The sequence below is a fragment of the Mesorhizobium sp. CNPSo 4671 genome (genome assembly GCF_057784245.1).
This window is the reverse complement of sequence record NZ_JBWLUW010000004.1, coordinates 70143-92574: the sequence shown is the minus strand read 5'-3', so window position 1 is coordinate 92574 and position 22432 is coordinate 70143. Positions and strand designations below refer to the sequence as shown.

The 22432-nt window shown below is 63.2% G+C and carries 22 protein-coding genes and 1 riboswitch; of the genes, 5 read left to right on the top strand and 17 right to left on the bottom strand.

All coding sequences use genetic code 11. From position 1 onward, the window contains the following. Positions 1-92: 92 nt before the first annotated feature. The 8 genes from dhaL to AC04SF_RS12490 form a co-directional block, all read right to left on the bottom strand. Positions 93-755, bottom strand: a complete 663-nt coding sequence (dhaL, locus tag AC04SF_RS12525; protein WP_488478056.1) for a dihydroxyacetone kinase subunit DhaL — start codon at positions 753-755, stop codon at positions 93-95. Positions 756-766: 11 nt separating this feature from the next. Beyond that, on the bottom strand, positions 767-1762 hold the full coding sequence (locus AC04SF_RS12520; RefSeq protein WP_488478055.1) for a dihydroxyacetone kinase subunit DhaK: 996 nt from the start codon (positions 1760-1762) through the stop codon (positions 767-769). A gap of 15 nt (positions 1763-1777) precedes the next feature. Further along, entirely contained in the window at positions 1778-2548 is a 771-nt protein-coding gene (locus tag AC04SF_RS12515) for an SDR family oxidoreductase (RefSeq protein WP_488478054.1), read from the bottom strand. 60 nt (positions 2549-2608) lie between these two features. After that, complete coding sequence (locus AC04SF_RS12510; protein ID WP_488478053.1) at positions 2609-3595, bottom strand: substrate-binding domain-containing protein; 987 nt, start codon at positions 3593-3595, stop codon at positions 2609-2611. 86 nt (positions 3596-3681) lie between these two features. After that, the gene (locus tag AC04SF_RS12505; protein ID WP_488478052.1) at positions 3682-4686 is read right to left on the bottom strand and encodes an ABC transporter permease; all 1005 of its coding nucleotides are present in this window, start codon (positions 4684-4686) and stop codon (positions 3682-3684) included. A gap of 28 nt (positions 4687-4714) precedes the next feature. Further along, entirely contained in the window at positions 4715-6193 is a 1479-nt protein-coding gene (locus AC04SF_RS12500) for a sugar ABC transporter ATP-binding protein (protein WP_488478592.1), read from the bottom strand. A gap of 447 nt (positions 6194-6640) precedes the next feature. After that, positions 6641-7735 carry an FAD-binding oxidoreductase gene (locus tag AC04SF_RS12495; RefSeq protein WP_488478051.1) on the bottom strand — a complete coding sequence of 365 codons (1095 nt, stop codon included), beginning with the start codon at positions 7733-7735 and terminating at the stop codon, positions 6641-6643. Positions 7736-7754: 19 nt separating this feature from the next. After that, the gene (locus AC04SF_RS12490; protein ID WP_488478050.1) at positions 7755-9002 is read right to left on the bottom strand and encodes an aromatic ring-hydroxylating oxygenase subunit alpha; all 1248 of its coding nucleotides are present in this window, start codon (positions 9000-9002) and stop codon (positions 7755-7757) included. A 115-nt stretch (positions 9003-9117) separates the two neighbouring features. Further along, a riboswitch (cobalamin riboswitch) is annotated at positions 9118-9318 on the bottom strand. A gap of 494 nt (positions 9319-9812) precedes the next feature. On the opposite strand from AC04SF_RS12490, the gene AC04SF_RS12485 reads away from it, so the two are divergent. The 3 genes from AC04SF_RS12485 to AC04SF_RS12475 all read left to right on the top strand — a co-directional run bounded on the left by AC04SF_RS12485 (position 9813) and on the right by AC04SF_RS12475 (position 10604). Continuing rightward, positions 9813-10010, top strand: a complete 198-nt coding sequence (locus AC04SF_RS12485; RefSeq protein WP_488478049.1) for a DUF680 domain-containing protein — start codon at positions 9813-9815, stop codon at positions 10008-10010. Positions 10011-10080: 70 nt separating this feature from the next. After that, positions 10081-10296, top strand: coding sequence for a DUF680 domain-containing protein (locus AC04SF_RS12480; RefSeq protein ID WP_488478048.1), 216 nt, complete (start codon positions 10081-10083; stop codon positions 10294-10296). 68 nt (positions 10297-10364) lie between these two features. Continuing rightward, positions 10365-10604 carry a DUF680 domain-containing protein gene (locus tag AC04SF_RS12475; RefSeq protein ID WP_488478047.1) on the top strand — a complete coding sequence of 80 codons (240 nt, stop codon included), beginning with the start codon at positions 10365-10367 and terminating at the stop codon, positions 10602-10604. A 103-nt stretch (positions 10605-10707) separates the two neighbouring features. Here the strand turns inward: AC04SF_RS12475 and AC04SF_RS12470 are convergent, their stop codons facing one another. From AC04SF_RS12470 to AC04SF_RS12450, 5 genes are all read right to left on the bottom strand, one after another. Then, positions 10708-11820: an ABC transporter ATP-binding protein gene (locus AC04SF_RS12470; protein WP_202351849.1), complete on the bottom strand. Its 1113-nt coding sequence runs from the start codon at positions 11818-11820 to the stop codon at positions 10708-10710. Between the two features lie 29 nt (positions 11821-11849). Next, positions 11850-13514, bottom strand: coding sequence for a beta-galactosidase BglA (gene bglA / locus AC04SF_RS12465; protein ID WP_488478046.1), 1665 nt, complete (start codon positions 13512-13514; stop codon positions 11850-11852). A 4-nt stretch (positions 13515-13518) separates the two neighbouring features. Next, a complete protein-coding gene (locus AC04SF_RS12460; protein WP_488478045.1) occupies positions 13519-14673 on the bottom strand; it encodes a carbohydrate ABC transporter permease in 1155 nt (384 codons plus the stop codon). A 1-nt stretch (position 14674) separates the two neighbouring features. Beyond that, entirely contained in the window at positions 14675-15688 is a 1014-nt protein-coding gene (locus AC04SF_RS12455; protein ID WP_096452829.1) for a carbohydrate ABC transporter permease, read from the bottom strand. A gap of 204 nt (positions 15689-15892) precedes the next feature. Continuing rightward, the gene (locus tag AC04SF_RS12450; RefSeq protein ID WP_488478044.1) at positions 15893-17248 is read right to left on the bottom strand and encodes an ABC transporter substrate-binding protein; all 1356 of its coding nucleotides are present in this window, start codon (positions 17246-17248) and stop codon (positions 15893-15895) included. Between the two features lie 190 nt (positions 17249-17438). Here AC04SF_RS12450 and AC04SF_RS12445 point away from each other — a divergent pair, with 190 nt between their 5' ends. Both AC04SF_RS12445 and AC04SF_RS12440 read left to right on the top strand, forming a co-directional pair. After that, a complete protein-coding gene (locus tag AC04SF_RS12445) occupies positions 17439-17594 on the top strand; it encodes a hypothetical protein (RefSeq protein WP_488478043.1) in 156 nt (51 codons plus the stop codon). Between the two features lie 16 nt (positions 17595-17610). Beyond that, a complete protein-coding gene (locus AC04SF_RS12440) occupies positions 17611-18633 on the top strand; it encodes a substrate-binding domain-containing protein (protein ID WP_488478042.1) in 1023 nt (340 codons plus the stop codon). 26 nt (positions 18634-18659) lie between these two features. On the opposite strand, the gene AC04SF_RS12435 is transcribed toward AC04SF_RS12440, so the two are convergent. The 4 genes from AC04SF_RS12435 to AC04SF_RS12420 all read right to left on the bottom strand — a co-directional run bounded on the left by AC04SF_RS12435 (position 18660) and on the right by AC04SF_RS12420 (position 22413). Then, the gene (locus tag AC04SF_RS12435; protein WP_488478041.1) at positions 18660-20057 is read right to left on the bottom strand and encodes a S8 family serine peptidase; all 1398 of its coding nucleotides are present in this window, start codon (positions 20055-20057) and stop codon (positions 18660-18662) included. 163 nt (positions 20058-20220) lie between these two features. Continuing rightward, complete coding sequence (locus tag AC04SF_RS12430; RefSeq protein ID WP_488478040.1) at positions 20221-20889, bottom strand: anti-sigma factor; 669 nt, start codon at positions 20887-20889, stop codon at positions 20221-20223. After that, a complete protein-coding gene (locus tag AC04SF_RS12425) occupies positions 20886-21452 on the bottom strand; it encodes a sigma-70 family RNA polymerase sigma factor (RefSeq protein WP_488478039.1) in 567 nt (188 codons plus the stop codon). The genes AC04SF_RS12430 and AC04SF_RS12425 overlap by 4 nt, the downstream gene beginning before the upstream one ends. Positions 21453-21573: 121 nt before the next feature. Next, the gene (locus AC04SF_RS12420) at positions 21574-22413 is read right to left on the bottom strand and encodes an alkaline phosphatase family protein (RefSeq protein ID WP_488478038.1); all 840 of its coding nucleotides are present in this window, start codon (positions 22411-22413) and stop codon (positions 21574-21576) included. Positions 22414-22432: the final 19 nt, after the last annotated feature.

Sequence of the window (22432 nt, the reverse complement as noted above, 5' to 3'; positions counted from 1 at the left end):
AACTCTCAATCTTGCTGCGATCGGCCACTTAGCGCGCTCCCGGCTGCAATGTCAGCCGGGAGCCTTTGCTCGGGAGGAGCATATTCATAAATTCAATGGCCAGCGGTCGCGGATTTCAGCAGCTTCTGTTTGGCGCCGGACGCCAGGGTTTTCAGGATCAGCGCGCAGGATGTCGCGCCGGCGTCGAGGACGCCCACCGAGCGTTCGCCGAGCCGGCTGGCGCGGCCGATCCTGGCCACGAGATCCCTGGTGCTGTCGCGGCCTTGCTCGGCGGCGGCGGCCATCGCGTCGAGCGCATCCGCAAACGGCTTGCCGGCGGCGTTGGCGCTGTTGAAGGCCTCGATCGCCGGCACAAGCGCGTCGAGCAGCGTCTTGTCGCCGACCTTGGCCAACCCGATCGTCTGGATGCCTTCGAGGCCGCTGCCCAGCATGGCGCCGAAGGCCTCGGCGCTGATCGACGGAGAGGTTTCGATCGTTTCGGCGAACTGGGTGAACATGACGCCATAGAGCGGTCCCATGGAGCCGCCGATCTCGGTCATCAGCACCGTGCCGAGCGTATCGAAGGCCATGGCCAGCGACATGTCGTTGCCCCTGATCCTTTCCGCCGCCATGCCGAAGCCCTTGGCCATGTTGACGCCGTGGTCGCCGTCACCGATCTTGCCATCGATCTCGCTGAGATAGGCCCGGTTTTCGATGATCCGGTCGGCGAGCGAAAGCACGATGTCGCCCGCGGAAGCATTTTCAAACTGCTGCATTTGCCTGTTTCCTAAAGCCTTGCGGGACAATCGACGTCGACATTCAGAAGCCGTTTCAGCTCGCTGTCGAGCGCCATGACCGTGAGTGTGGCGCCGACCATTTCCAGCGAGGTGAAATAGTTGCCGACATAGGTCTTGTGGATGATCAGGCCGCGTCCGCTAATCTCGGCCTCGATCGTGTCGTTGAGGATGTAGAGTTCGTTGACCGGCGTCGCGCCGAGGCCGGACACCAGCACCGCCACTTCGGTTCCGGCCGCAAGCGCATGATCGTCGAGCACGATCTTGACCATGTCCCGGGCTATGTCGGCCGCCGGCTTCAGCGATTCGACGCGCACGCCGGGCTCGCCGTGGTGACCGATGCCGACCTCCATCGTGCCCGGCTCGATCACGAAATTCGGATGCCCGACCGCCGGCAGCGTGCAGGGACCAAGGCCGACGCCGATCGAACGGCAATTGTCGATCGCCCGTTGCGCCACCGCCTGCACCTCCGCGAGGCTTGCGCCTTCCGCCGCCAGCGCACCGGCGCATTTCCACATGAAGATCTCGCCGGCGACGCCGCGGCGCTTCTCGCGCTCGTCCGGTCCCGCCGAGCAGACGTCGTCATTGGCTACGACGGTGGCGATCTCGATGCCTTCCTTGGCGGCCAGCTTGATGGCCATCTTCACGTTCATGTTGTCGCCGGCATAGTTGCCGTAGAGACAGACGACACCTTTGCCGCCATTGGCTTCGCGCGCCGCGTCGAGGAAGCTCTTGGCCGTCGGCGAGGAGAACAACTCGCCGACCGCGACCGCATCCAGCATGTTGCGGCCGGTGTAGCCGATGAAGGCCGGCTCGTGACCGGAGCCGCCGCCGGTGATCACGCCGACCTTGCCGGCGACTGGGGCATGGCGGGCCGCGATGACGCGCGGGTTGCTGCTGCCGAGCCTGACGATGCCGGCATGCGCCTTGACGAAGCCCTTGACGGTGTCCTCGACGACCTCGTCGGGATTGTTGATGAAACGCTGCATTGTCGCTCCCGCCGCTCAGATTATGGTGTAGCCGCCATCGACCAGAAGGTCGGCGCCGTTGATCATGTCGGCGCCGTTCGAGGCCAGGAACACGGCGGCGGCGGCGATTTCCTGCGGAAAGGCGAAGCGGCCGGTCGGGATGCGCAGCTTCAGTGCCTCGCCGCGCGGCCCGTCCCAGGCCTTCTTGCCGAGCTCGGTCAGAACCACGGTCGGCGAGATCGTGTTGACGGTGATGCCGTGCTTGCCCCATTCGGCGGCAAGCGTCCTGGACAGCCCGATGACGCCGAATTTCGAGGCGCAGTAGGCGGCGTGCTGGTCGATCGCCACGGTGCCGGCCTGCGAGGCCATGTTGATGATCTTGCCGCCCTTGCCGACCTTGATCATGGCGCGCCCGGCGGCTTGGGAAATCAGGAACGTTCCCTTGAGATTGATAGCGATGGTCTTGTCCCAGGCATCGAGGCCGAGTTCCTCGGCGGGAGCAAGCATGACGACGCCGGCGCTGTTGACGACGATGTCGATATGGCCGAATGCCGCCAGCGCTGAAGCGAACGCGGCGTCCACGGATTGCGGATCGGACACATCGCACACGAAGGCTTTCGCGCCATTGCCGAGTTCGGCGGCTTTCGCCTGCGCGACCGCTTCATTGATATCGATCACCCCGACAATGGCGCCCTTGGTGGCGAATGCCGATGCGATGGCGCTGCCGATGCCCGACGCGCCGCCGGTGACCAGGGCGACCTTGCCGCCCAGCGAAAAATTGAGATCAACATCTATTGTTTCGGTCATGGTTCTCTTCTCGGCCTGATGGAGTGCGGGGCGGGCCGCAAAGCCCACCCCGCGGCTGGATCACTTGCGCGTCGCAAGCAGCTTGTCGACGTTATCAGCCGTCACCGGCGTCCACGGCACATTGTAGAGCTTCTCCTTGCCGTCCTTCCAAGGCATGTCCTTGTAGGTCTCCCAGATGTCGGACTGCGGCTTGTACTCACCCTTCTTGGCATTGAAGATGGCAAGGTCGAGCGCACCTTGCGCCTGGGCGCGCGCATCCTGCAGGATCGAGGTCATGTCGCCGTTCTTGACGGCGTGCAGCGCGTCGGTGATGCCGTCGATGCCGGCGATGGCGAAGCTCTTCACGTCAAGCTTGGCGGCCTTGATCGCCTCGATGGCGCCAAGCGCCATTTCGTCGTTCTGGCCGATCACGCCATTGATCTGGTTCGGGTGAGCGGTGAGCCAATTCTCCATCAGCGTCTGGGCCTCGGCGCGCGACCAGTTCGCCGTCTGGTCCTCGAGGACCTTGACGTCGGGGCATTCGGCCAGCGCCTTCTTGTTGCCTTCCAGCCGTGAGATCTGCGCGGACTGGCCGACGGGGCCTTCGAGGATGACCACATTGCCCTTGCAGCCGATCTTGTCGAGCACGGTCTTGGCTTCCATGTAGCCCGAAATCGTGTCGTCCGATCCCACATAGGAGGTCAGAAGATCGGAATGGACGCGGGTGTTCGAGCCGATGACCGGAATGCCGGCGTCGGCGGCGGCCTGCACGGCGGCAGCGCCCGCGTCGACGTCGATCGGCGCAAAGATGATCGCGTTGTATTTCTGCGTGACCATCGTCTTGAACTGGTCCTGTTGCACCAGCGCGTCGTAGCGTCCGTCAAAGACCGTCAGTTCGACCTCGCCGCTCTTGACGGCGGGATGGTCCTGCAGCGCGGCCACCCAAATCTGCATGAACTCGGCATTCAGCCCGTAGGGCGCGGCGCCGATCTTGATCTTGTCCTGCGCCATGGCCGGCGCGGCCAAAAGCGCGGTCGCGGATGCGAGCGCGATCATCCATCTTTTCATTTCGTTACCTCCACCTTGAGTGAGCGACCGACATGGTTCGCCTTAGAACGGACACGCCTGACGCAGGTCCGGTACCGGAAAGGGGCCTAGGCCCCGTAGTTTCGCTTCTGGTCGAGCATCACGGCGCCAACGATCAGGGCGCCCTTGAGGACCTGCTGGTAGTAGGATTGGATGCCCATCAGATCGAGGCCGTTGTTCATGACGCCGATGATCAGCGCGCCGATCAACGTGCCGGTCACCCGGCCCACGCCTCCCGACAGGCTGGTGCCGCCAATCACCACTGCCGCGATCGCGTCGAGCTCGTAGGCAATGCCGGCCTGCGGCAGCGCCGACCCGGTGCGGGCGCTGAGCAGCATCCCGGCGAAGCCGGCAAGGCCGCCGGAAATGACATAGACGAGGAACTGGATGCGGGTGATGTTGATGCCCGAGGTCCTGGCCGCGTGCGGGTTGCCGCCAACGGCATAGATGTAGCGGCCAAAACGCGTCCGGTTGAGGATCCACCACGACGCGGCGAACACGACGGCAAGGATGAAGACCGGCGCGGGTATGCCGAAGACGTCGCCGGTGCCGATCCAGCGGAAAGCCGGTGTCAGTGCGGGAACCGGACGGCCGCCGCCATAGATGAGGGTCATTCCGCGCGCCGCCGAAAGCATGCCGAGCGTCGTCACGAAGGCAGGCACCGAGAAGCGGGACACGATGAGGCCCGAAATCGCGCCGCAGGCAATGCCGACCAGCAGGCCGATGCCGAGGCCCAAGGCGACCGGATAGGGCGCGCCGGCGACGCCGGCGGTCGCCGAACTGGTCATGAAGCTGGCACTGACGATGCCGGCGAGCGCGACGACAGAGCCGACCGAGAGATCGATGCCGCGGGTGAGGATGACGAAGGTCATGCCGATGGCCAGGACACCGTTGATCGACGTCTGCAGCAGCACGTTGGAGATGTTGCCAGCCGTCAGGAAGAACTCATTGGAGACCGACAGCACCGCCACCAGGATCAGGAAGGCAAGGAAGATGCCGTACTCCTGGATCAGCAGCCGGCGCTGCTCGGAACCGAGCCAGCCTTGCATCGTCTTCTTGTCGCCAACCGACATTCCTGGCTCCTTTGCCGCCGAACCCCGTTCAGGTCGATAGGTGGACGAGTGATTGCGCATCCGTTTCCTCCCGCCTGAAGGTTCCGGCGCTTCTGCCGGCCCGCATCACCATGATCCGGTCCGAAATCCCAAGAACTTCATCGATCTCGGAAGAGATCATCACCACCGTGCCGCCGGCGGCGGCGAAGTCGCAGATGACCCGGTAGATTTCGCGCTTGGCGCCGACATCGACACCACGGGTGGGCTCGTCCAGCAGCAGCACCTTCGGGTTGCGCAGGAACCACTTGCCGAGCACCACTTTCTGCTGGTTGCCGCCCGACAGGCCCGAGACCGGCATGGTGTCGCGCGCCGCCTTGATCTGAAACCGCTCCCGCATCCGGCGGCTTGCTTCCGTCTCGCGCGACCGGTCCATGGCAAAGGCGGGGCTCATCTCGGGCAGGCTGGCCATGCAGATGTTGGCGCGCACGGAATCGGAAAGATTGAGGCCGGTGAGCTTGCGATCCTCGGTGACCAGCGCCAGGCCATGCGCCATCGCATCCGCCGGTTTCGAGATGGCGACCGGGACCCCGTCGATGGCGATGGTCCCGGTCGAAGGCCGGTCGAGCCCGAATAGGCAATTGAAGATTTCCGTCCGTCCGGCCCCCATCAGGCCGTAAATGCCGAAGATCTCGCCCTTGCGGGCCGTAAACGAGATGCCCTCGATCTTGTTCGGGCAGCTTAGTCCGGTAATTTCGAGTCCGGTTTCCTCGGTCGGCGTGTTGGTCTTGATGTACTCCTCGGACAGCTCGCGGCCGACGATCATGCGGATCAGGCCGGGCCGGTCGATCTCGGCTAGCGCCCCGCTGCCGACATAGGAACCGTCCCGGAAGACCGTGTAGGAATCGGCGACCTGGAAGATTTCCGACAGGCGATGCGACACGTAGACGATGCCGCGGCCCTGCCTCTGCAGACGGCCGATCGCGGCAAACAGATGCTGTGCCTCCCGCTCGCCGATCGCCGACGTTGGCTCGTCCATGAAGATGACCTCGGCGTCGTGGCTGAGCGCCTTGGCGATCTCGACCAGCTGCATCTGGGCGACCGAGAGGTTCATCATGTATTGGGTGGCCCGAATGTCGAATTCGAGGTCGTCCAGAAGCTTCTGCGCGGCGCGGTTCATGCCGCGAAAATCGATGCCGCCGAACCGCGCCTTCGGTTCGCGGCCGAGATAGATATTCTCGGCGACCGTCATGTGGGGAACCGGGCTCAGTTCCTGCTCGATGATGGCGATCCCCGAGGCCAGCGCGTCGGCGGGACTGGTGAATTCCACGTCCTTGCCTCGGCGGCGGATCGAGCCGGCATCGCGCCTTTGGATGCCCATCAGGATCTTCAGGAACGTGGACTTGCCGGCGCCGTTGCCGCCGCAGAGTGCGTGAACCGTGCCGGCGCGAAGCTGAAAGCGGCCGTCGCGCAAGGCGGCGACGCCACCAAAGGACTTCTTCAGCCCTTCCACTTCGAGCAACAGCTCCACCATCGTCCTCCCATGATCTCGGCCAATCCCTGTCGGATGCCGATCGGCACGTGATCTCCCGCCCAAATGCCGATGCTGACAATAGTCAAGTTGCAATCGACAAATGTCAAGCGGCGCGCAAACTTTAAAATCTTGAGACCAGAGGCGGTGAGCGGGGCTTCAAAAAGTCATGAAAAAACAAATGATTATCGCGCCCGCCCAATTCGTGGCTTGCTCGACGGGAGATGGCGTTCACGGAATTGTTTCGCCGGGCGATTAGGGCGCTGGGGCTGGAGAGGGTCGAACGGCGAGCCGTGTTGCGGCTCGTCCGGGACGATCGGCTGAAACGGCGAGGACTCTCCCGAAGCAGATGGAGGGCCAGGGCGCCACAGGCCGCAACAATAACCTCGTCCCGTGCCTGGGACAGGCACGAAGGCGACGCCTCTCGCTAATCCGCCCCGATGTTGCTTACGCCTCGATTTCGAGAGCGGACAGCGGCTTCGAGCAACAGGCGAGGATGAAGCCGTCGTCGATCTCGTGATCGAGGATGCCGCCATTGTGGCTCATCTCGACGGCGCCGGAGACTTTCTTCACCTTGCAGGTACCGCACAGGCCGAATTCGCAAGCTGCGGGGATCCGCACGCCCGAGGCGCGCGCCGTCTGCAGCACGGTCTGGCCGGCGACGCAATCGGCATCGACGTCCGAAAGCGCGAAGCGGATCGGTGTTGCGGCTTCGACGGGAACGGCCACGCTGTCCGGTGCGGCGAACGGCGCCGGGATTTCCTCCACCATCGGTGCGGCAAAGCTCTCCTGGTGGTATTTCGTCATGTCGAAACCGGCGGCCTCCAGCATGCCGCGCACGGCGCGCATGAAAGGGTCCGGACCGCAGCAGAAGATCTCGCGTTCGCGGAAATCGGGCGCCAGCAGCGGCAACCGGATGGCGTCGATGCGGCCCATATGGCCGTACCAGCCCTCGCGGCTCGACCGCTCCTCGATCATGAAGCCGAGCGACAGGCCGGGCATATGACCGCCGAGCAGTTCGAGCTCCTTGCGGAAGATGATTTCTTCGGCGCGCCGCGCGCAGTTGACGAAGCCGACATCGGTCCATGGCGCGCAATCGTTCAGCCAGCGCAGCATCGACATCATCGGCGTCACGCCGGAACCGGCGGAGATGAACAGATATTTGGCCGCCGGGTGGCTGTGCAGCGAAAAATCGCCGGTCGGCCCGTAGGCCTTGACGTGGGAACCTGGCTTCAGGTGGTCGAACATCCAGCGCGTGCCGATGCTGCCGGCCTGCGCCTTCACCGTCACGGCAATCGAGAACGGCCGCGACGGCGAGGACGATAGCGTATAGGTGCGCATCAGCGGCCCGTCCGATGTCGGCAGTTCCAGCGTCACGAACTGGCCCGGCTTGTAGCGGAACCAGGTCTGGTTGTCGGACCGGAAGGTGAAGGTCTTGACGTCAGGCGCCTCGTCGCTGACGCCGATCACTTCCAGCACCTGCAGCCTGTCGTTCCACGGCGCCATCTGATCCAGATGGCGATAGAGGCCAAGATCCGTCATCGCATTCATCCCTTCACCCCTAGGCGACACTGCGCAAGGCCGGCCTGCCGTCGTTGGCAAGGCGCGGACCGATGAAGCGGGCGTACCAGTCGACGAACTGGATCACGCCGCCCTCATGGAGTTCGGAGTAGGGGCCGGGTTCATAGGCCGGCGACAGGATGCCGAAGGCATTTTCCTCGACGATGCGGCGATCCTGGTCGTTGGTCTCGGTCCAGACATGGGTTAGCTCGGCGAGATCGTAGTCGACGCCCTCGACCGCATCCTTGTGGACCAGCCATTTGGTCGTCACCGCGGTTTCGGTCGCGCTGATCGGCAGCACGCGGAAGGTGACGGCATGGTCGATCAGGATGTGGTTCCAGGTCGTCGGATAGTGATAGTGCATCAAGGTGCCGATGCGGTCGGCGGAGACGCTGTCGGAGAGGTTCTTCTTCACCGCCCGCTTGCCGTTCATGGTGTAGCTGACAGCGTCGCGCAGCAGCGGCGCCCTTGTGGCGCGGTATTGCCCGGCCGGGTCGATGCGGAACTTGCTCGGCAGGCCCGCCGCCTCGCATTTGGCCCAGTGCGCCAGCATCTCCGGATCGCTGTCGGCGCCTTGCACACCGGTCACCGTCGGGGCTTCCGGGAAGGTCTTGCACAGTTCCGGGTGATTGCCGGCGCAATGGTAGCACTCGCGGTTGTTTTCCCAGACGAGCTTCCAGTTGCCCTTCTCGACGATCGTGCTCTCGAAGGCGATCTTTGCTTCGCTGAGCCGGTGCGGCTTGAGATAGGGTTCGATCATCGCCCGCATCGGCGCGAAGTCGGCGGGCTCCTTGGCCAGGCAGATGAAGATGTAGCCGGCCACGCTTTCGCAGGCGACCGGCTTCAGGCTGAACTGGCTCTTGTCGAAACCGTCGGCCATCTGGCGGGCGAACAGCAGCCGTCCGTCCAGCTCATAGGTCCACTGGTGATAAGGACAGACCAATTTGGCGGCCGTGCCCTTGTCGGTGTTGCAGACGCGGCTGCCGCGATGGCGGCAGGAATTGTGGAAGGCGTTGATCTTGCCCTGCTGATCGCGCACCAGCACGACCGGATAGTCGCCGATCTGTACGGTGATGAAGCTGCCGGGCTTGGGCAGTTCGCAATCATGGCCGATGAACAGCCAGTCGCGATACCAGATCAGCTCCATGTCCAGTTTGAAGAAATCGGGATCCGTGTAGAAGGGCTGCTCCAGCGAGAAGCCCTCTCTGCGGCTGTTCAAGAGCGTCAGCATATCGTTGCGCGCATCCATGTCCTGTCCTCTTCATTTAAGGACTGACTATGGTGGTGATTGAGGAAGGATCGGCCGCGCGCCGGCTCGCGCCGGATATGCAGCATCCGCCTCTTGACCGCCCACCGCGATCAGTCGAGTCTAGATATCTCGGGCTGGTTTCCGGGCTCTGGAGTGTCCTTGCGGACGGTCGCGACACCTTCCCAGGCTTTCGCCCAGTGGTCTCCCGTTGCGACTTGAACTCCACCACCGTTGCGGGGGCAGCGCCGGACTTTGACCGGCTTCCCAATTCTCCGCCCCGTCGTCACGAAGCGGCACCTGAGATCACATGATCTAATCACGACAGCGTTTGCGACATCGGCATGAAAGCGACATCGCATCCATATGGCGCGACACGCATGCGAAACGATCGGGTCAAGAAACGGCGGTCGCGAAAATCATCGCGGTGACGGCTGTACCGGCCGTCAGAATCGACCCGGAACGGGCGCCAAAAAGGTTAACGGTTTCGAAAAGTGACTATTAGCAGATTCTAAAATCGAACCGAACGGTTCGTTTCTGTTGACGGTGCGTGCAGGACGTCGTGAACGCTGAGGCTCCGATACAGTTGGTGATCGCTGCGCTGGTTTCAGCTAAAAGTTTGATATCGAAGAGAAAAATGTTTGACGTAGAAGGCCATGGTACAATTTCAAGTGGTGGATTCTTGGTCCACGGCAAACAACTTCGTGATTGGAAACGACTAGCTGGCTTTCCCACATCGGGCCTGTCCGAACGACGCGATTTTAATCCCAAGACACGCCGCTAGACGGACAGAAAAATACTGGAGTGCCCAAAATGAAAAAGATTGTTCTCACTGCCGTCGCCCTTCTGGCGATTTCCGGCAGCGCCTTCGCTGGTAGCGACCACTATGGTTCGGATGCCGCTGCAGCCACGGCTGTCGACAGCCAGCACACCGCTTCGACCAAGAAGTCGGAACCGGCTGCTCAGGCGCCTGTCCAAGGTGCTGACCGCAACCTCTTCGGCAACAATTAACAGCCGATGCCAGCCAATGGCAGGTTTTCGCCCGCCGCTTTGGCCGATCTCAAGAATTCAGGAGACTAACATGAAGAAGTTCATCATTGCCGCCGCCGCCGTCGTGGCCATCTCCGGCAGCGCTTTCGCCGGCAGCGACAACTATGGCTCCAATGGCGCCAACCAGGCTGCTGCCGCTGCTTCGAACGACAGCTCGTACACCGCTTCGATCAAGAAGTCGGCTCCGGCCACCCAGGCGCCTGCTCAGCAGGGCGCCGACCGCAACCTTTTCGGCAACAACCAATAGCCGGTTCGCAGCGGGACGGTGGGCATACCTGCTGTCCCGGCGAAATCTAGAGACTCAGGAGACTTGAAATGAAGAAGATCATCCTTGCCGCCGCCGCCGTTCTGGCCATCTCCGGCAGCGCTTTTGCCGGCAGTGACAATTATGGCTCCAATGGCGCCAACCAGCCTGCCGCCACTTCGGTTGACAACTCGCGTACGGCTTCGATCCGCGACAGCGGTTCGCCCGTCTACAAGCTGCTCAATTCATCGGGCGACGCGCAGAAGTCGGCGCCTCAGGGCAGCGACCGGAACCTCTTCGGCAACCACTAAGAGCTGAAGCTAATCTTCCAAAAAAGAGCGGCGGGCTTGGCCCGCCGCTCTTTTTGTGTCGCCTCGACCCGGCAGGACTCTCGACCCAGCAAGACTGGCGGCCTCAGGCCGCTTTTGCTTCCGGCTTCTGCAGCGCGAAGGAATGTCCGTCCGCATCGAAGATATGCAGGTCCTCGGCATTGGCACTCAGCCGCAGCGTCGAACCGCGCTTGACCTCGACATTGCCAGGCAGCTTGGTCACCAGCGGCAGGTCAGCGCGGCCGATGTCGACATAGACAAGCTGGACCTCGCCGAGCTGCTCGACATAGTCGACCGTTCCCTCGAACAGATAGTCCACGCCGGTGGCGACCATAAGATCTTCCGGCCGCACGCCGAAGCTTACAGCGGCGCCCTTCGCCGAGGCGGGCGTCGTGATCGGCACCGTCGCCTTGCGCCCACCGACATGGCTGACGACGGTCGGGTTTCCGGTCTTGTCGATGGTCGCTGGCAGGATGTTCATGGCCGGCGAGCCGATGAACTGGGCAACGAACAGATTGCCGGGCTTCTTGTAGAGGTCCATCGGCGTGCCGACCTGTTCGATATGGCCGTCCTTAAGCACCACGATGCGGTCGGCCAGCGTCATTGCCTCGACCTGGTCGTGGGTGACGTAGATCATCGTCGTGGCGGGCATCGATTCCTTCAGCTTCGCGATCTCGATGCGGGTGGCGACGCGCAGGGCGGCGTCGAGGTTCGACAGCGGCTCGTCGAACAGGAACACTTTCGGATTGCGCACAATGGCGCGGCCGATGGCGACGCGCTGGCGCTGCCCGCCCGACATCGCCTTGGGCAGCCGGTCGAGATATTTGGTCAGCTGCAGGATTTCCGCCGCCTGGCGCACGCGGCGGTCGATCTCGGCCTTGTTCTCCTTGCCGATCTTCATCGAGAACGCCATGTTGTCGTAGACGGTCATGTGCGGATAGAGCGCATAGGACTGAAACACCATGGCGATGCCGCGCTTGGACGGCGGCACATCGTTTACGACCTCACCGGCGATCTTGAGTTCGCCGGAGGTGATTTCCTCGAGCCCGGCGATCGACCGCAGCAATGTCGACTTTCCGCAGCCCGACGGGCCGACGAAGACGATGAACTCACCCGATTTGATATCGAGGTCGATGCCGTGGAGAATGTGCAGGTTGCCGTAGGATTTCTTCACTTGTCTCAGATTGACATCGGCCATTGGTTTCCTCCCAGTGATGTCTCAAAAATTCAGTCGATCCGTCCGAACCAGGCGCCGTAACCGCCGAGCTCGATCGAACCGGGGCTCGCCTGCCCGGAAAACCCGTGTCCCGGCAAAGGTTGCAGGGATCGGTTGCCAAGGTCAACCTTGGCCGGCTTGGCGCCGAGGTTGAAGACGCAGACGACCTGCTCATTGCCGGCACGGCGGGTGAAGGCGACAGTGTCGCCCTCGCTTTCGATGAAGGTGATGTCGCCCTTGGCCAGTGCCGGATGGGCGCGGCGGAAGGTCAGGAAGCGCCGGTAGTGCTCGAGCAGCGAAGCCTGGTCGCCCTGCTGGACATTGACCGCCTGCGCCAGATGCTTGGCCGGCACGGGAAGCCAGGGCTTTGCCTGGGAGAAGCCGCCATTCTTGGCGTCGCCATCCCAGACCATCGGTGTGCGGCAGCCGTCACGGCCTTTGAATTCCGGCCAGAAACGGATGCCATAGGGATCCTGCAGATCCTCGAAACGCAGTTCGGCTTCGCCGAGCCCGAGCTCTTCACCCTGGTAGAGGCAGACCGAGCCGCGCAGCGACATCAGCAAGGCTGAGATAACCTTGAGATAGGCGATGGGGTCGGCTTCGCCGGCGGCCCAGCGCGAGGCCGGGCGCATCACGTCATGGTTGGAAAAAGCCCAGCACGACCAGCCGTCGCTGGCGACCTTGCCGAAGGCTTCGAGCACCGATCGGACCTTGTCCGCGCTGATCTTCTCCGGCGCCAGGAAGTCGAAGGAATAGCACATGTGCACGCGTTTGCCGCCGGCGGTATAGGCCGCCACCACTTCGAGCCCGCGCTGCGAATCGCCAACCTCGCCGACCGCTGCGGTCGCCGGATATTCGTCGAGCAGCGCGCGGAAGCGTTCGAGGAAGCCGAGGTTTTCCGGGCGGCTCTTGTCGTAGATATGGTCCTGGTAATTGTAGGGATTGACCGCCGGCGCGGTCTGGTCGTTGCGCTCTTCCGGCGGCAGCGGCGGGTTGTTTTCCAGGCCCTGGCTGTGGAAGTAGAAATTGATCGTGTCGAGGCGGAAGCCGTCGACGCCGCGCTCCAGCCAGAAGCGGGTGACCTCGAGCAGCGCGTCCTGGACTTCGCGGTTGTGGAAGTTGAGGTCGGGCTGCTCGGCCAGGAAATTGTGCAGATAATATTGCTGGCGGCTGGTGTCCCACTGCCAGGCCGAGCCGCCGAAGATCGACAGCCAGTTGTTGGGCGGCGTGCCGTCGGGCCTGGCGTCCGCCCAGACATACCAGTCCGCCTTGGGATTGCTGCGGCTCGACCGGCTTTCCTTGAACCACGGATGGCTGTCGGCGGTGTGAGACAGCACCTCGTCGATCATCACCTTGAGGCCGAGCCGGTGCGCCTCCCCCGTCAGCGCGTCGAAATCGGCCAGCGTGCCGAACATCGGATCGACGTCGCAATAGTCCGAGACGTCGTAGCCGAAATCCTTCATCGGCGATTTGAAGAAGGGTGAGATCCAGATCGCATCCGCACCGAGCGCGGCGATGTAGGGGAGCCGTTGAATGATGCCCTTGAGATCGCCGATGCCGTCGCCGTTCGAATCCTGGTAGCTGCGCGGATAGATCTGGTAGATCACCGCGCCCCGCCACCAGTCGCGATCGATGGCGAGGTCAGGGTTCGAGCTGGCTTTCAAAGCGGATTGCATGGTCTCAGCCTCCTTTCACCGAGCCGGCAAGCAGCCCGCGGACGAAATAGCGCTGCAGCGAGAAGAAGACGATCAGCGGCACGATGATGGTGATGAAGGCCGATGTCGTCAGGATCTCCCAGTTGCCGCCGCGAGAGCCGAGCAGCGCGTTGAGCTTGGCCGTCAACACGATCTGGTCGGGTGCCGTACCAAGGAAAACCATCGCCACCAACAGATCGTTCCATACCCACAGGAATTGGAAGATGGCGAAGGAGGCCAGCACCGGGAAGGACAGCGGCAGCACGATCTTGACGAAGATCTCGAAGTCGCTGGCGCCGTCGATGCGCGCCGATTCCATGATCTCGCGCGGCAGGCCGGCAATATAGCTCCTCAGCAGATAGATGGCGAAAGGCAGGCCGAAGCCGGTATGCGCCAGCCATATGCCGAGATAGGTCTTCGACGGGACGCCGAAGAACGCACCGACATTGTTGTAGAGCTTGAGCAGCGGGATCAGCGACATCTGCAGCGGCACGACCAGGAGGCCGATGATGACCGCAATCAGCAGCGCCCGGCCGGGAAAGCGCATCCAGGCCAGTGCGTAGGCGGCAAAGGCGGCGATCAGGATCGGGATGACAGTCGCCGGTATGGTGACGGTCAGCGAATTCATGAACGAGCGGCCGATGCCTTCCGAAAACAGCACGGTGTCGTAGTTGTCGGTGGTGAATTTCGGCGGTGCCGACGAGGCATAGTAGAGGCGCTGGCCGCGATCGCCTTCGAACGCCTTGGGCGAGACCATGACGAAGCCGCCGTCGGCATTGACCTGCAGGGTCACGCCGTCACCCAGGTCCGCCAATGTGCCGGCCGGATATTGCGTCGGTGCCGCCGCCTTGATGCCGAAGGCGCTGATGTTGCGCTTGGCGCCGTCGCCGAAGATGTTGCCCTCGAGGACGAACTTGCCGTCCTTCTGGGTCTGCGCCGAGGCGGGCGGCAGCCGGCCGGCTTCGGTCTGGCTGGAGCTGCCGAACGAATTCCACCAGCCCGAGGCGACGATCTGGTCCTTGTCACGCAGTGACGAGACCAGGATGCCGAGTGTCGGAATGGTCCAGATCGCAACGAAGACCAGCACCGCTATGTGAACGCCGAAACGGCTGGCGAAGGAATTTCCGGTCGCGACGGCCATCTCAGTGCCCTCCCGTCTCTTTGTTCGCCTGGCGGATGTTCCAGACCATGATCGGGATGACCGCGATCATGATGATGATGGCGATTGTTGCGCCGCGGCCGAAATCGCCGCCACCGCGGAACATCCAGTCAAACATCAGATTGGCCAGCACCTGGCTGTTCCACTGGCCGTTGGTCATGGTCAGCACGATGTCGAACACTTTCAGCACCAGAATGGTGATCGTGGTCCACACCACCGCGATGGTGCCCCAGATCTGCGGCACCATGATCTTCCAGAAGATCTGGAACGGATTGGCGCCGTCGATGACGGCGGCCTCCAGTGTCTCCTCCGGAATACCGCGCAGCGCCGAGGACAGGATGACCATGGCAAAGCCGGTCTGGATCCAGATCAGGATGATCATCAGGAAGAAATTGTTCCAGAACGGCAGCGATATCCACACCTGCGGCTGGCCGCCGAAGTGCTGGATGATGGCGTTGAGCAGGCCGATCTGCACCTGGCCCTCGCCGCGATATTCGTAGATGAACTTCCAGATCACGCTGGCGCCGACGAACGAGATGGCTAGCGGCAGGAAGATCAGGCTCTTGGCAATCGTGCCCCACCAGATCTTGTCGGTGAGCACGGCGATGATCAGGCCGAGGAAGGTACAGGCGGCCGGCACCACTGCCAGCCAGAGCAGATTGTTCAGAATCGAGCGTCGGAGATCTGGATCACGTAAAGCCCACTCGTAATTGGCGAGCCCGACGAAACTGGTGCCGCCGCGGTCGAGGAAAGAGAGCCACAATGTCGCGATCACGGGGTAGATCAGGTAGATGGTGAGAATGATCAGCGCCGGACCGACGAACAGCCATGGCCGCACCAGGCCCTGCCGACGCAGATTGTTGATGGCAGCCGTGCCGGAGACCCCGCGTGAAGGGAAGGTCAGGTCGAGCAGTTTGTTGGCGCCCCAAAAATAGGCGACACAGCCGCCGACGCCGATGATGATGACGAATATGGCCGAGAAAATCTGAGCCGCCATGGGTCCCTCTCCCTGCGCATGATCAGCCAGGCTTGGAACGGCCTTGGCGATGTGGCGATGCGCCGATTCAGTTAATCGGAACGAGCGAACGCAAATCGGTCCGGCGTGCAGCGCCGGGCGGATCCGGGCCGACGGGGCCCGGATCCAGTCTGTGGATCAGGAAGTTTCCAACCGCAGCGAAGGGGCTGCTTACTTGCCAGCTGGCTACTTGATGGCGTCCCAGCTCTTCTGGATGTCGGCGGCCACGTCCTGGGCGGATTTGCCGCCGACCAGATCGATCATGCCGGTCCAGAATGAGCCGGCGCCGACCTTGCCGGGCATCAGGTCCGAACCGTCGAAGCGGACCGTCGTCGCTCCGACCAGGATCTCGCCCTGCTTCTTCAGCGCATCGCTGCCATAGGCGTCCTTGTTGGCACCCTTGAAGGGCGTGACAAAGCTCTTCTGCGCCATCCACAATTCATGGGCGAGCGGCATCTCGAGGAACTTGATGAATTCGCGCGAAGCCTTGGAATCCTTGGTGATCATCACCAGCGTTCCGGCGACTTCCAGCGGCGTGCCAAGTTCCGGCTTGGAGGCGTAGGGCGGGTAGGGGAAGAAGTCCGCATCCTGGCCGAGCTTTACGCCCTCCGGAAAGAAGGAGGGGATGAACGATGCCTGATGGTGCATGTAGCACTTCGGCGGCACGGTAAAGAGGCCCTTCGGGCTGTCGCGGAAGTCGGTCGCGGCCACCGCCTTGGCGCCGCCATCCACCATCTTGTCGTCGGTGGCGATCTTGCCGAAGATGTCGATGGCGTTGACCACTGCCGGATCGGTGAACGGAATCTCGTTCTTTGTCCACTTGTCGTAAACTTCGGGCGGCTGCGTCCTGAGCATGATGTCCTCGACCCAGTCGGTCGCCGGCCAGCCGGTCGCGCCGCCGGAGCCAAGCCCGATGCACCATGGCTTGCCGCCATCGGCGATGATCTTCTTTTCGAGCTCGGCCAGTTCCTCCTGGGTCTTCGGCACCTTGTAGCCGGCTTCCTGGAAATTGTCAGGCGAGTACCAGACCAGACCTTTCACGTCGATCTTGTAGGGAAAGGCATAGAAAGCTGACTTGCCGTCCTTGCCCGTATAGGTCCCGAGCTTGGCCCAGGAGTCGCCGGCGGCGTAGTTCTCCTTGATCCAGGCGGCGACGTCGTCGCCCAGCGGGGTCAGCACGCCTTTGGAAGCGAGGTCCTGGATTAGGCCCGGCTGCGGCAGGACGGCGATGTTCGGCGGGCTGCCGGCCTGGGTATCGATGACGATCTGCTGCTCGTAATTTTCGGATGAGGAGTATTTCACCTCCGCCCCGGTCGCCTCGGAGAAATAATCGAGCACCGAACGGACAAGCGTCTCATCCTCGCCGCGCCACGGCCCGAAGATGGTCAGCGTCTCGCCCTTGAGATCGACTTTCTTGAGGTCTTCAAAATTCGCCCAGTGAAACTTCGGATCCTCGCCCGGCTTGAACTTCAGTTCAGCATGCGCGGGGGCGCCAAGGGCGAGCGCACCAAACGCAACACCCAGCAAAAGCATTTTCTTCATCGGTATTCCTCCCAGTGGGTCACATACACCGGACGGAACCTCCATTCCGCCCGCCGACGCCGCAGGACTGTGACTCAGTCGCAAGGGAACCGCAACCTTTCGAAGAGTCTTCCAAAGCGCTTTGGCTTTCGTGATCACGCCATTGAATTGACCGGAAGTCAAGAGGGTCGGTAAACTAATCGATTTAATTTTGCAGATTCTGGCGCTGAAAAGTGCAGCGCAGCATGCTTTTTGGCAGCGCAACAGCAATTTTCTGTTTCAAACCGGCCTCAACCCCGACTATGGTCATCCCGATGCCGTCGCGCCCTTGCGGCACTTGGGTCGATTCAATTTAAAAGCGCTTTGAGGGAATGGAGGCCGTTGTGAACCTCAAGCAGCTCGCGCAAATGCTGGCGCTCTCCCAGACCACGGTAAGCCGGGCACTGAACGGCTATCCGGAGGTCAACGAGGAGACGCGCAGGCGCGTCATGGATGCCGCCAAGCGCCATGGCTACCGCCCCAATCCGAGCGCGCGGCGGCTGGCGACCGGCAAGTCCGGCATGATCGGCTATGTCCTGCCGACGGGTGCAGCCGTCGACATCGATCCGCACTTCGTCGAATTCCTGTCCGGCCTCGGCGATTATGCGCGCTCGCACGAGCTTGATCTCGTGCTGTCGCCGGCCGACGCTGACGACCAGGAGACGACCTATCGGCGCATCGTCGCCAACCGGCAGGTCGATGCCGTCTATATCTCTTCGCCGAGGCCGCGGGACAGTCGGGTGTCGCTGGTCAGCACGCTCGGCATTCCTTTCCTCGTCCATGGTCGCAGCGAAGGCTTCGATTTCGACTATCCCTATCTCGACATCGACAATGAGGGTGCTTTCCACGAGGCGGCGCGCCTGCTGGTGCAACTCGGCCACCGGCGGCTGGCGCTGATCAATGGCGACGACCGCGAGACCTTCGCCATCCATCGCGAGCGCGGCGTGCGCCGGGCGCTTGCCGCAAGCGGGCTGACCTTGGCCGAACGCCACGTCTGCTCCGTGGTCATGACCGAGGAGAACGGCTATCGCGCCACCAGGCGTCTGCTGGAGGAGAACGAAGCCCCGACGGCGATCGCCTGCTCCAGCCTGATCATGGCGCTGGGCGTCGTGCGCGCGGTGCGCGACCTCGGCCTGACGATTCCCGGCGACGTGTCGTTGATCGCCCATGACGACGTCTTTCCCTGGCTGAAGCCGGAAAATTTTTCCGTGCCGCTGTCGACGACGCGCTCGTCGATCCGTCTTGCCGGCGCCCGCGTCGCCGAACGGCTGGCAGCGCGGATATCGGGACTGGAAGAAGGCGCTCGCGGCGAGGTGTGGCCGGTCGACCTGGTGGTGCGCGGCTCGGTCGCCGGCGCGCCGGCGTAGCTAGGCAGGCTGATAGCGGCAGACAACTACTTCGCCGCGTCCGCCGCCTTGATGTCCAGCAGCCCGTAGCCGAAATCATTGTCACGCCCCTTCGGGCCGAGATCTTTCGCCGTTGCCGCCAGTGCTTTCTCGATGTCGTCGGCCGAGCGGTCGGGCGAAGCATGGAGGAGATTGGCGATGGCGCCGCTGACAATCGCCGCTGCGAACGAGGTACCGGTGACCACGTCCGAGCCGGCGCCGCTTGGCGCCACCATCTCGACGCCGGGGGCCGAGATGAAGACATAGGCGCCGCGATTGGCTTGCGGCATCAGCCCGTCCTTGGCGTCTGTTGCGGTCACCGCGATGACGCCGTCGAAGGCTGCCGGGTAGCCATAGGGCGCCTTCGGCCCGTTATTGCCGGCGGCGGCGACCAGCACCATGCCGAGCGCCCTTGCATTGCGGCAGGCGGCGCCGAGCAGATCGTTCTTCGGTCCGACGAAGCTCATATTGATGATGCTGACATTCTGCTCCGCCGCCCAGTCGAGCGCCGACAGGATGACGTCCATGGTCGACTTGCCGCCTTCGAAGGCGCGGGCGTGATAGATCCTGGCGCCCGGCGCCATGCCTTCCAGCGTGCCGACGCCGGCGATCAGCCCGTCAACCGAAGTGCCGTGGTCGCGCTTCTCGATCGGCACGTCGGGCATGGCATCGAACTGCGCGGCGATGACGCCGGCCAGTGCCGGATTGGCGTCGTCGATGCCGGTGTCGATGACGGCAACCCTGACGTTTTCGCCGCTCGCCTGCTTGGAATCGAGTTCGATGCGGCCGAAGGCATAGTTCACGATGCCCGCGGCCTGCTGCAGTGTATAGATATGATTGGGTTCGCGGCGCTGGGTGCGCCCGTCTGCGGCAAGCTGCGCCAGCACGACGCCGACGGGACGGCCGTCGGGAATGCCGAAGCGCACCAAAGTGGTGCCGAGCAGGCGGGACTGGCGCTGCGAGCGCACTTCAAGGCCGAAGGAGGCGGCGATCTGCTGCACGGCACCGGCATCGCCGTCGACGGTCACCAGCACCTCGTCGGGCACGAACTCGCCGGCCACCGCGCGCGGCGGCTGAACGGCAATGAGATCGGTCGGCGAGATGATCGGACCGCCGGCCGGCGGGCCGGCCTGGTTGTTGCCGGGTGGCGTCGCCGGTTCTGGTCCTGGCGTCGGCACCGGTGCCGGAGGCGCGACCGGATTGGGAAACAGGTCGACGATCAGGGCGGGAAGAAAGACGGCGCCGGCCTGGGCAGGACCCGCACCGCCGGCATTGTCGCTGGCGCCGCTGCCGTCCTTGGCGCAGTTGGCGCCGGCGGCATTGGTGCCGTTGCGGCAGTCGATTTTCGTCTGGTCGCTTTTGGCGGCGTTGGTCTGTGCCGACGCAGGCACGGCGGCGATTGTCATCGCCGCCGCCAAAGCAATTCCAAGAAAGGTGCGTAGCGGTTTTCTCGGGAAAAGCGCAAAGCGCTTTCCCTTGGGAATTGCGTCAAAACAGGAAGATTGAGCGGGTCGGTGTTTCCGTGAAACGCCGACCCGCTCAAGCATCGCCGCTAATCGAAGGGCCGCCTCAGCCGCCATCTGCCGGTTTCCTTCCCTCGATCACAGTGTCCGCGAACGGCTGGGCGGCAATAAGGCTAAGCTGCTTGGCGTAATCGGCCGCGTTGGTCGCGGGAATGCCGAGCCGGAACACGCCGTCGGCGGTCGGTCCACCGATGACCTTCAGACCGTTGCTGCCGAGGAATGCCGAAATATCCGACATCTTCGCATCCGGCTTGAACTTGACCAGCGCGAACGGCAGTTTCGCCAGATCGTCTTCTGCCCCGGCGATCTCGAAATCCTTGCCCTTGCCGCCGGGCTGCACCAGGGATTGCACCGCAATCAGCGCCAGCAGGACCGCGGCCGCTGCCCAGGCGACGCCGACCTGCACCGCCATGAAGCGGCCCCAGGCCTGCGCCAGCCAGGACGAGCCTGCTGGCTTGCGTGCGGGTCCGGCCTCGGCATCGAGCGCCCTGGCGAAGCGGCTGAGCGCATCGGCGGGCGGGCGGATGGCTTCATTGGCGGCCGATGTGCCGGAGAATTCGGCCTCGGCCTCGCCAAGGGCTGCCATTGCCGCCGGATCGGTTGACAGCCATTCCTCGACGGCTTCGAGGTCGGAGCCTTCCAGCGAGCCGTTCAGATAGAACGGGAGCAGCGTTTCCATTTCGTCGCGGCGCGACATCTTTTCAGCGGCGCTCATGGCCACCCCCTGTCGTAACCGGCGGCCTTGAGGGCCTCGCCGAGTTTCTTGCGGGCGTAGAACATCCGGGTCTTGACCGTCGCGACCGGGATGCCGAGCACCTCGCCGATCTCGGTCACCGACTGTCCGTGATAATAGGCAAGGTCGATCACCGTGCGATGCTCTTCGGGCAAGGCGTCGATGAAACGGCGCAAGGCGGCGGCCTTGTCCTCTTTCATCGTGATGACCTCCGGCGTGTCGGCGCCGTCGGGCACCGCGGCGGCGGCCTCGTCGTCGATCCAGTCTTCCTTCTTCTTGCGCAGCAGCGACAACGCCTTGAACCGGGCGATGCCGAGCAGCCATGTCGAGACTTCGGAGCGCCCTTCGAAGCCTGGCGCCTGGCGCCATAGTTCGAGGAACACCTCGTTCGCGATATCGTCAGCCATCATTTCCGATCCCGTCTGGCGCGCCACGAAGCGGTAGACCCGCGCGTGGTGACGCATGAACAGGAGCCGAACGGCGGCACGGTCGCCCTTCGCGACCCGGTCGACAAGCGCGCGATCGGTATCCGTCGCTGCCGTCATGGCCGGTCGAGCCGCCTGGCTCCTGTCTGCTCTGTCGCTGATCGGTCCAAAAAGGTTCATCCTCCGCCAAGGAATTTGCGGAGGCTAACCGAAGAAAGGGGAGGTTGCCAGAGCCGCCGGCTCAACTCAAGAAAGGCTTCGCCTTCATCGTCGCCGGAATAGCCACACCCAACCGGCTCAGCACCGTCGGCGCCAGCTGCAGCTGGTCGAGCAGCGTATTGCTCTCGGGACCTTGCGCAGGGCCGAAATAATACAGCGCGAAATCCTGCATCTCGTCGTCGTGGCCGCCATGGTGGCCGCGGTCGGTCTGGCCGTGATCGGCGGTGACCATGACCTCGTAGCCGGCCGCGATCCAACCCGGCAGGAAGGCCGCCAGCATACCATCCATCGCATAGACGGCATGGTCCATCTCGTGGCAGTCGTGGCCGAAGCGGTGGCCCATCGAGTCCAGCGTGCAGGTGTGCAGGATGCCGTAGTCGATGCCGTGGCGTTTGGTCAGCATGGTCAGCGTCGCGAACAGATCGACATCGCTCGGCGTCATCTGGTTGCGGGCGTTGTAGCCGGTCATGGTGTGGAAGCGGCCATGCGTGATCGGCCCGCCGGGCTCGTCATACTCGATGTCCTCGACCAGATCGAACGGATAGGACCGGAAGAATTCCGACCAGTAGGAATGGGTCACGGCGCCGGTTTTGCCGCCGGCCTTGCTGACTTCGGAGAAGATGTCTGGCTGCCCGACGCGAAACCGGTTCTCATTGGAAAGAATGCCATGCACCTGCGGCGACACGCCGGTGTGGATCGAAGCATAGCAACAGGCCGAGGTCGACGGCAGCACCGAGCGCATCTTCCAGACCCGCGCCTCGCCCGATTGTACCCAGCCTTCGAGATTGCCCATCAGCCGGCGCCAGTTCCGGTAAGGCACGCCGTCGAGGATGATCAGCAGAAGCTTTGATTTGAGCGCCATGGGCTGCTCCATGATGTCT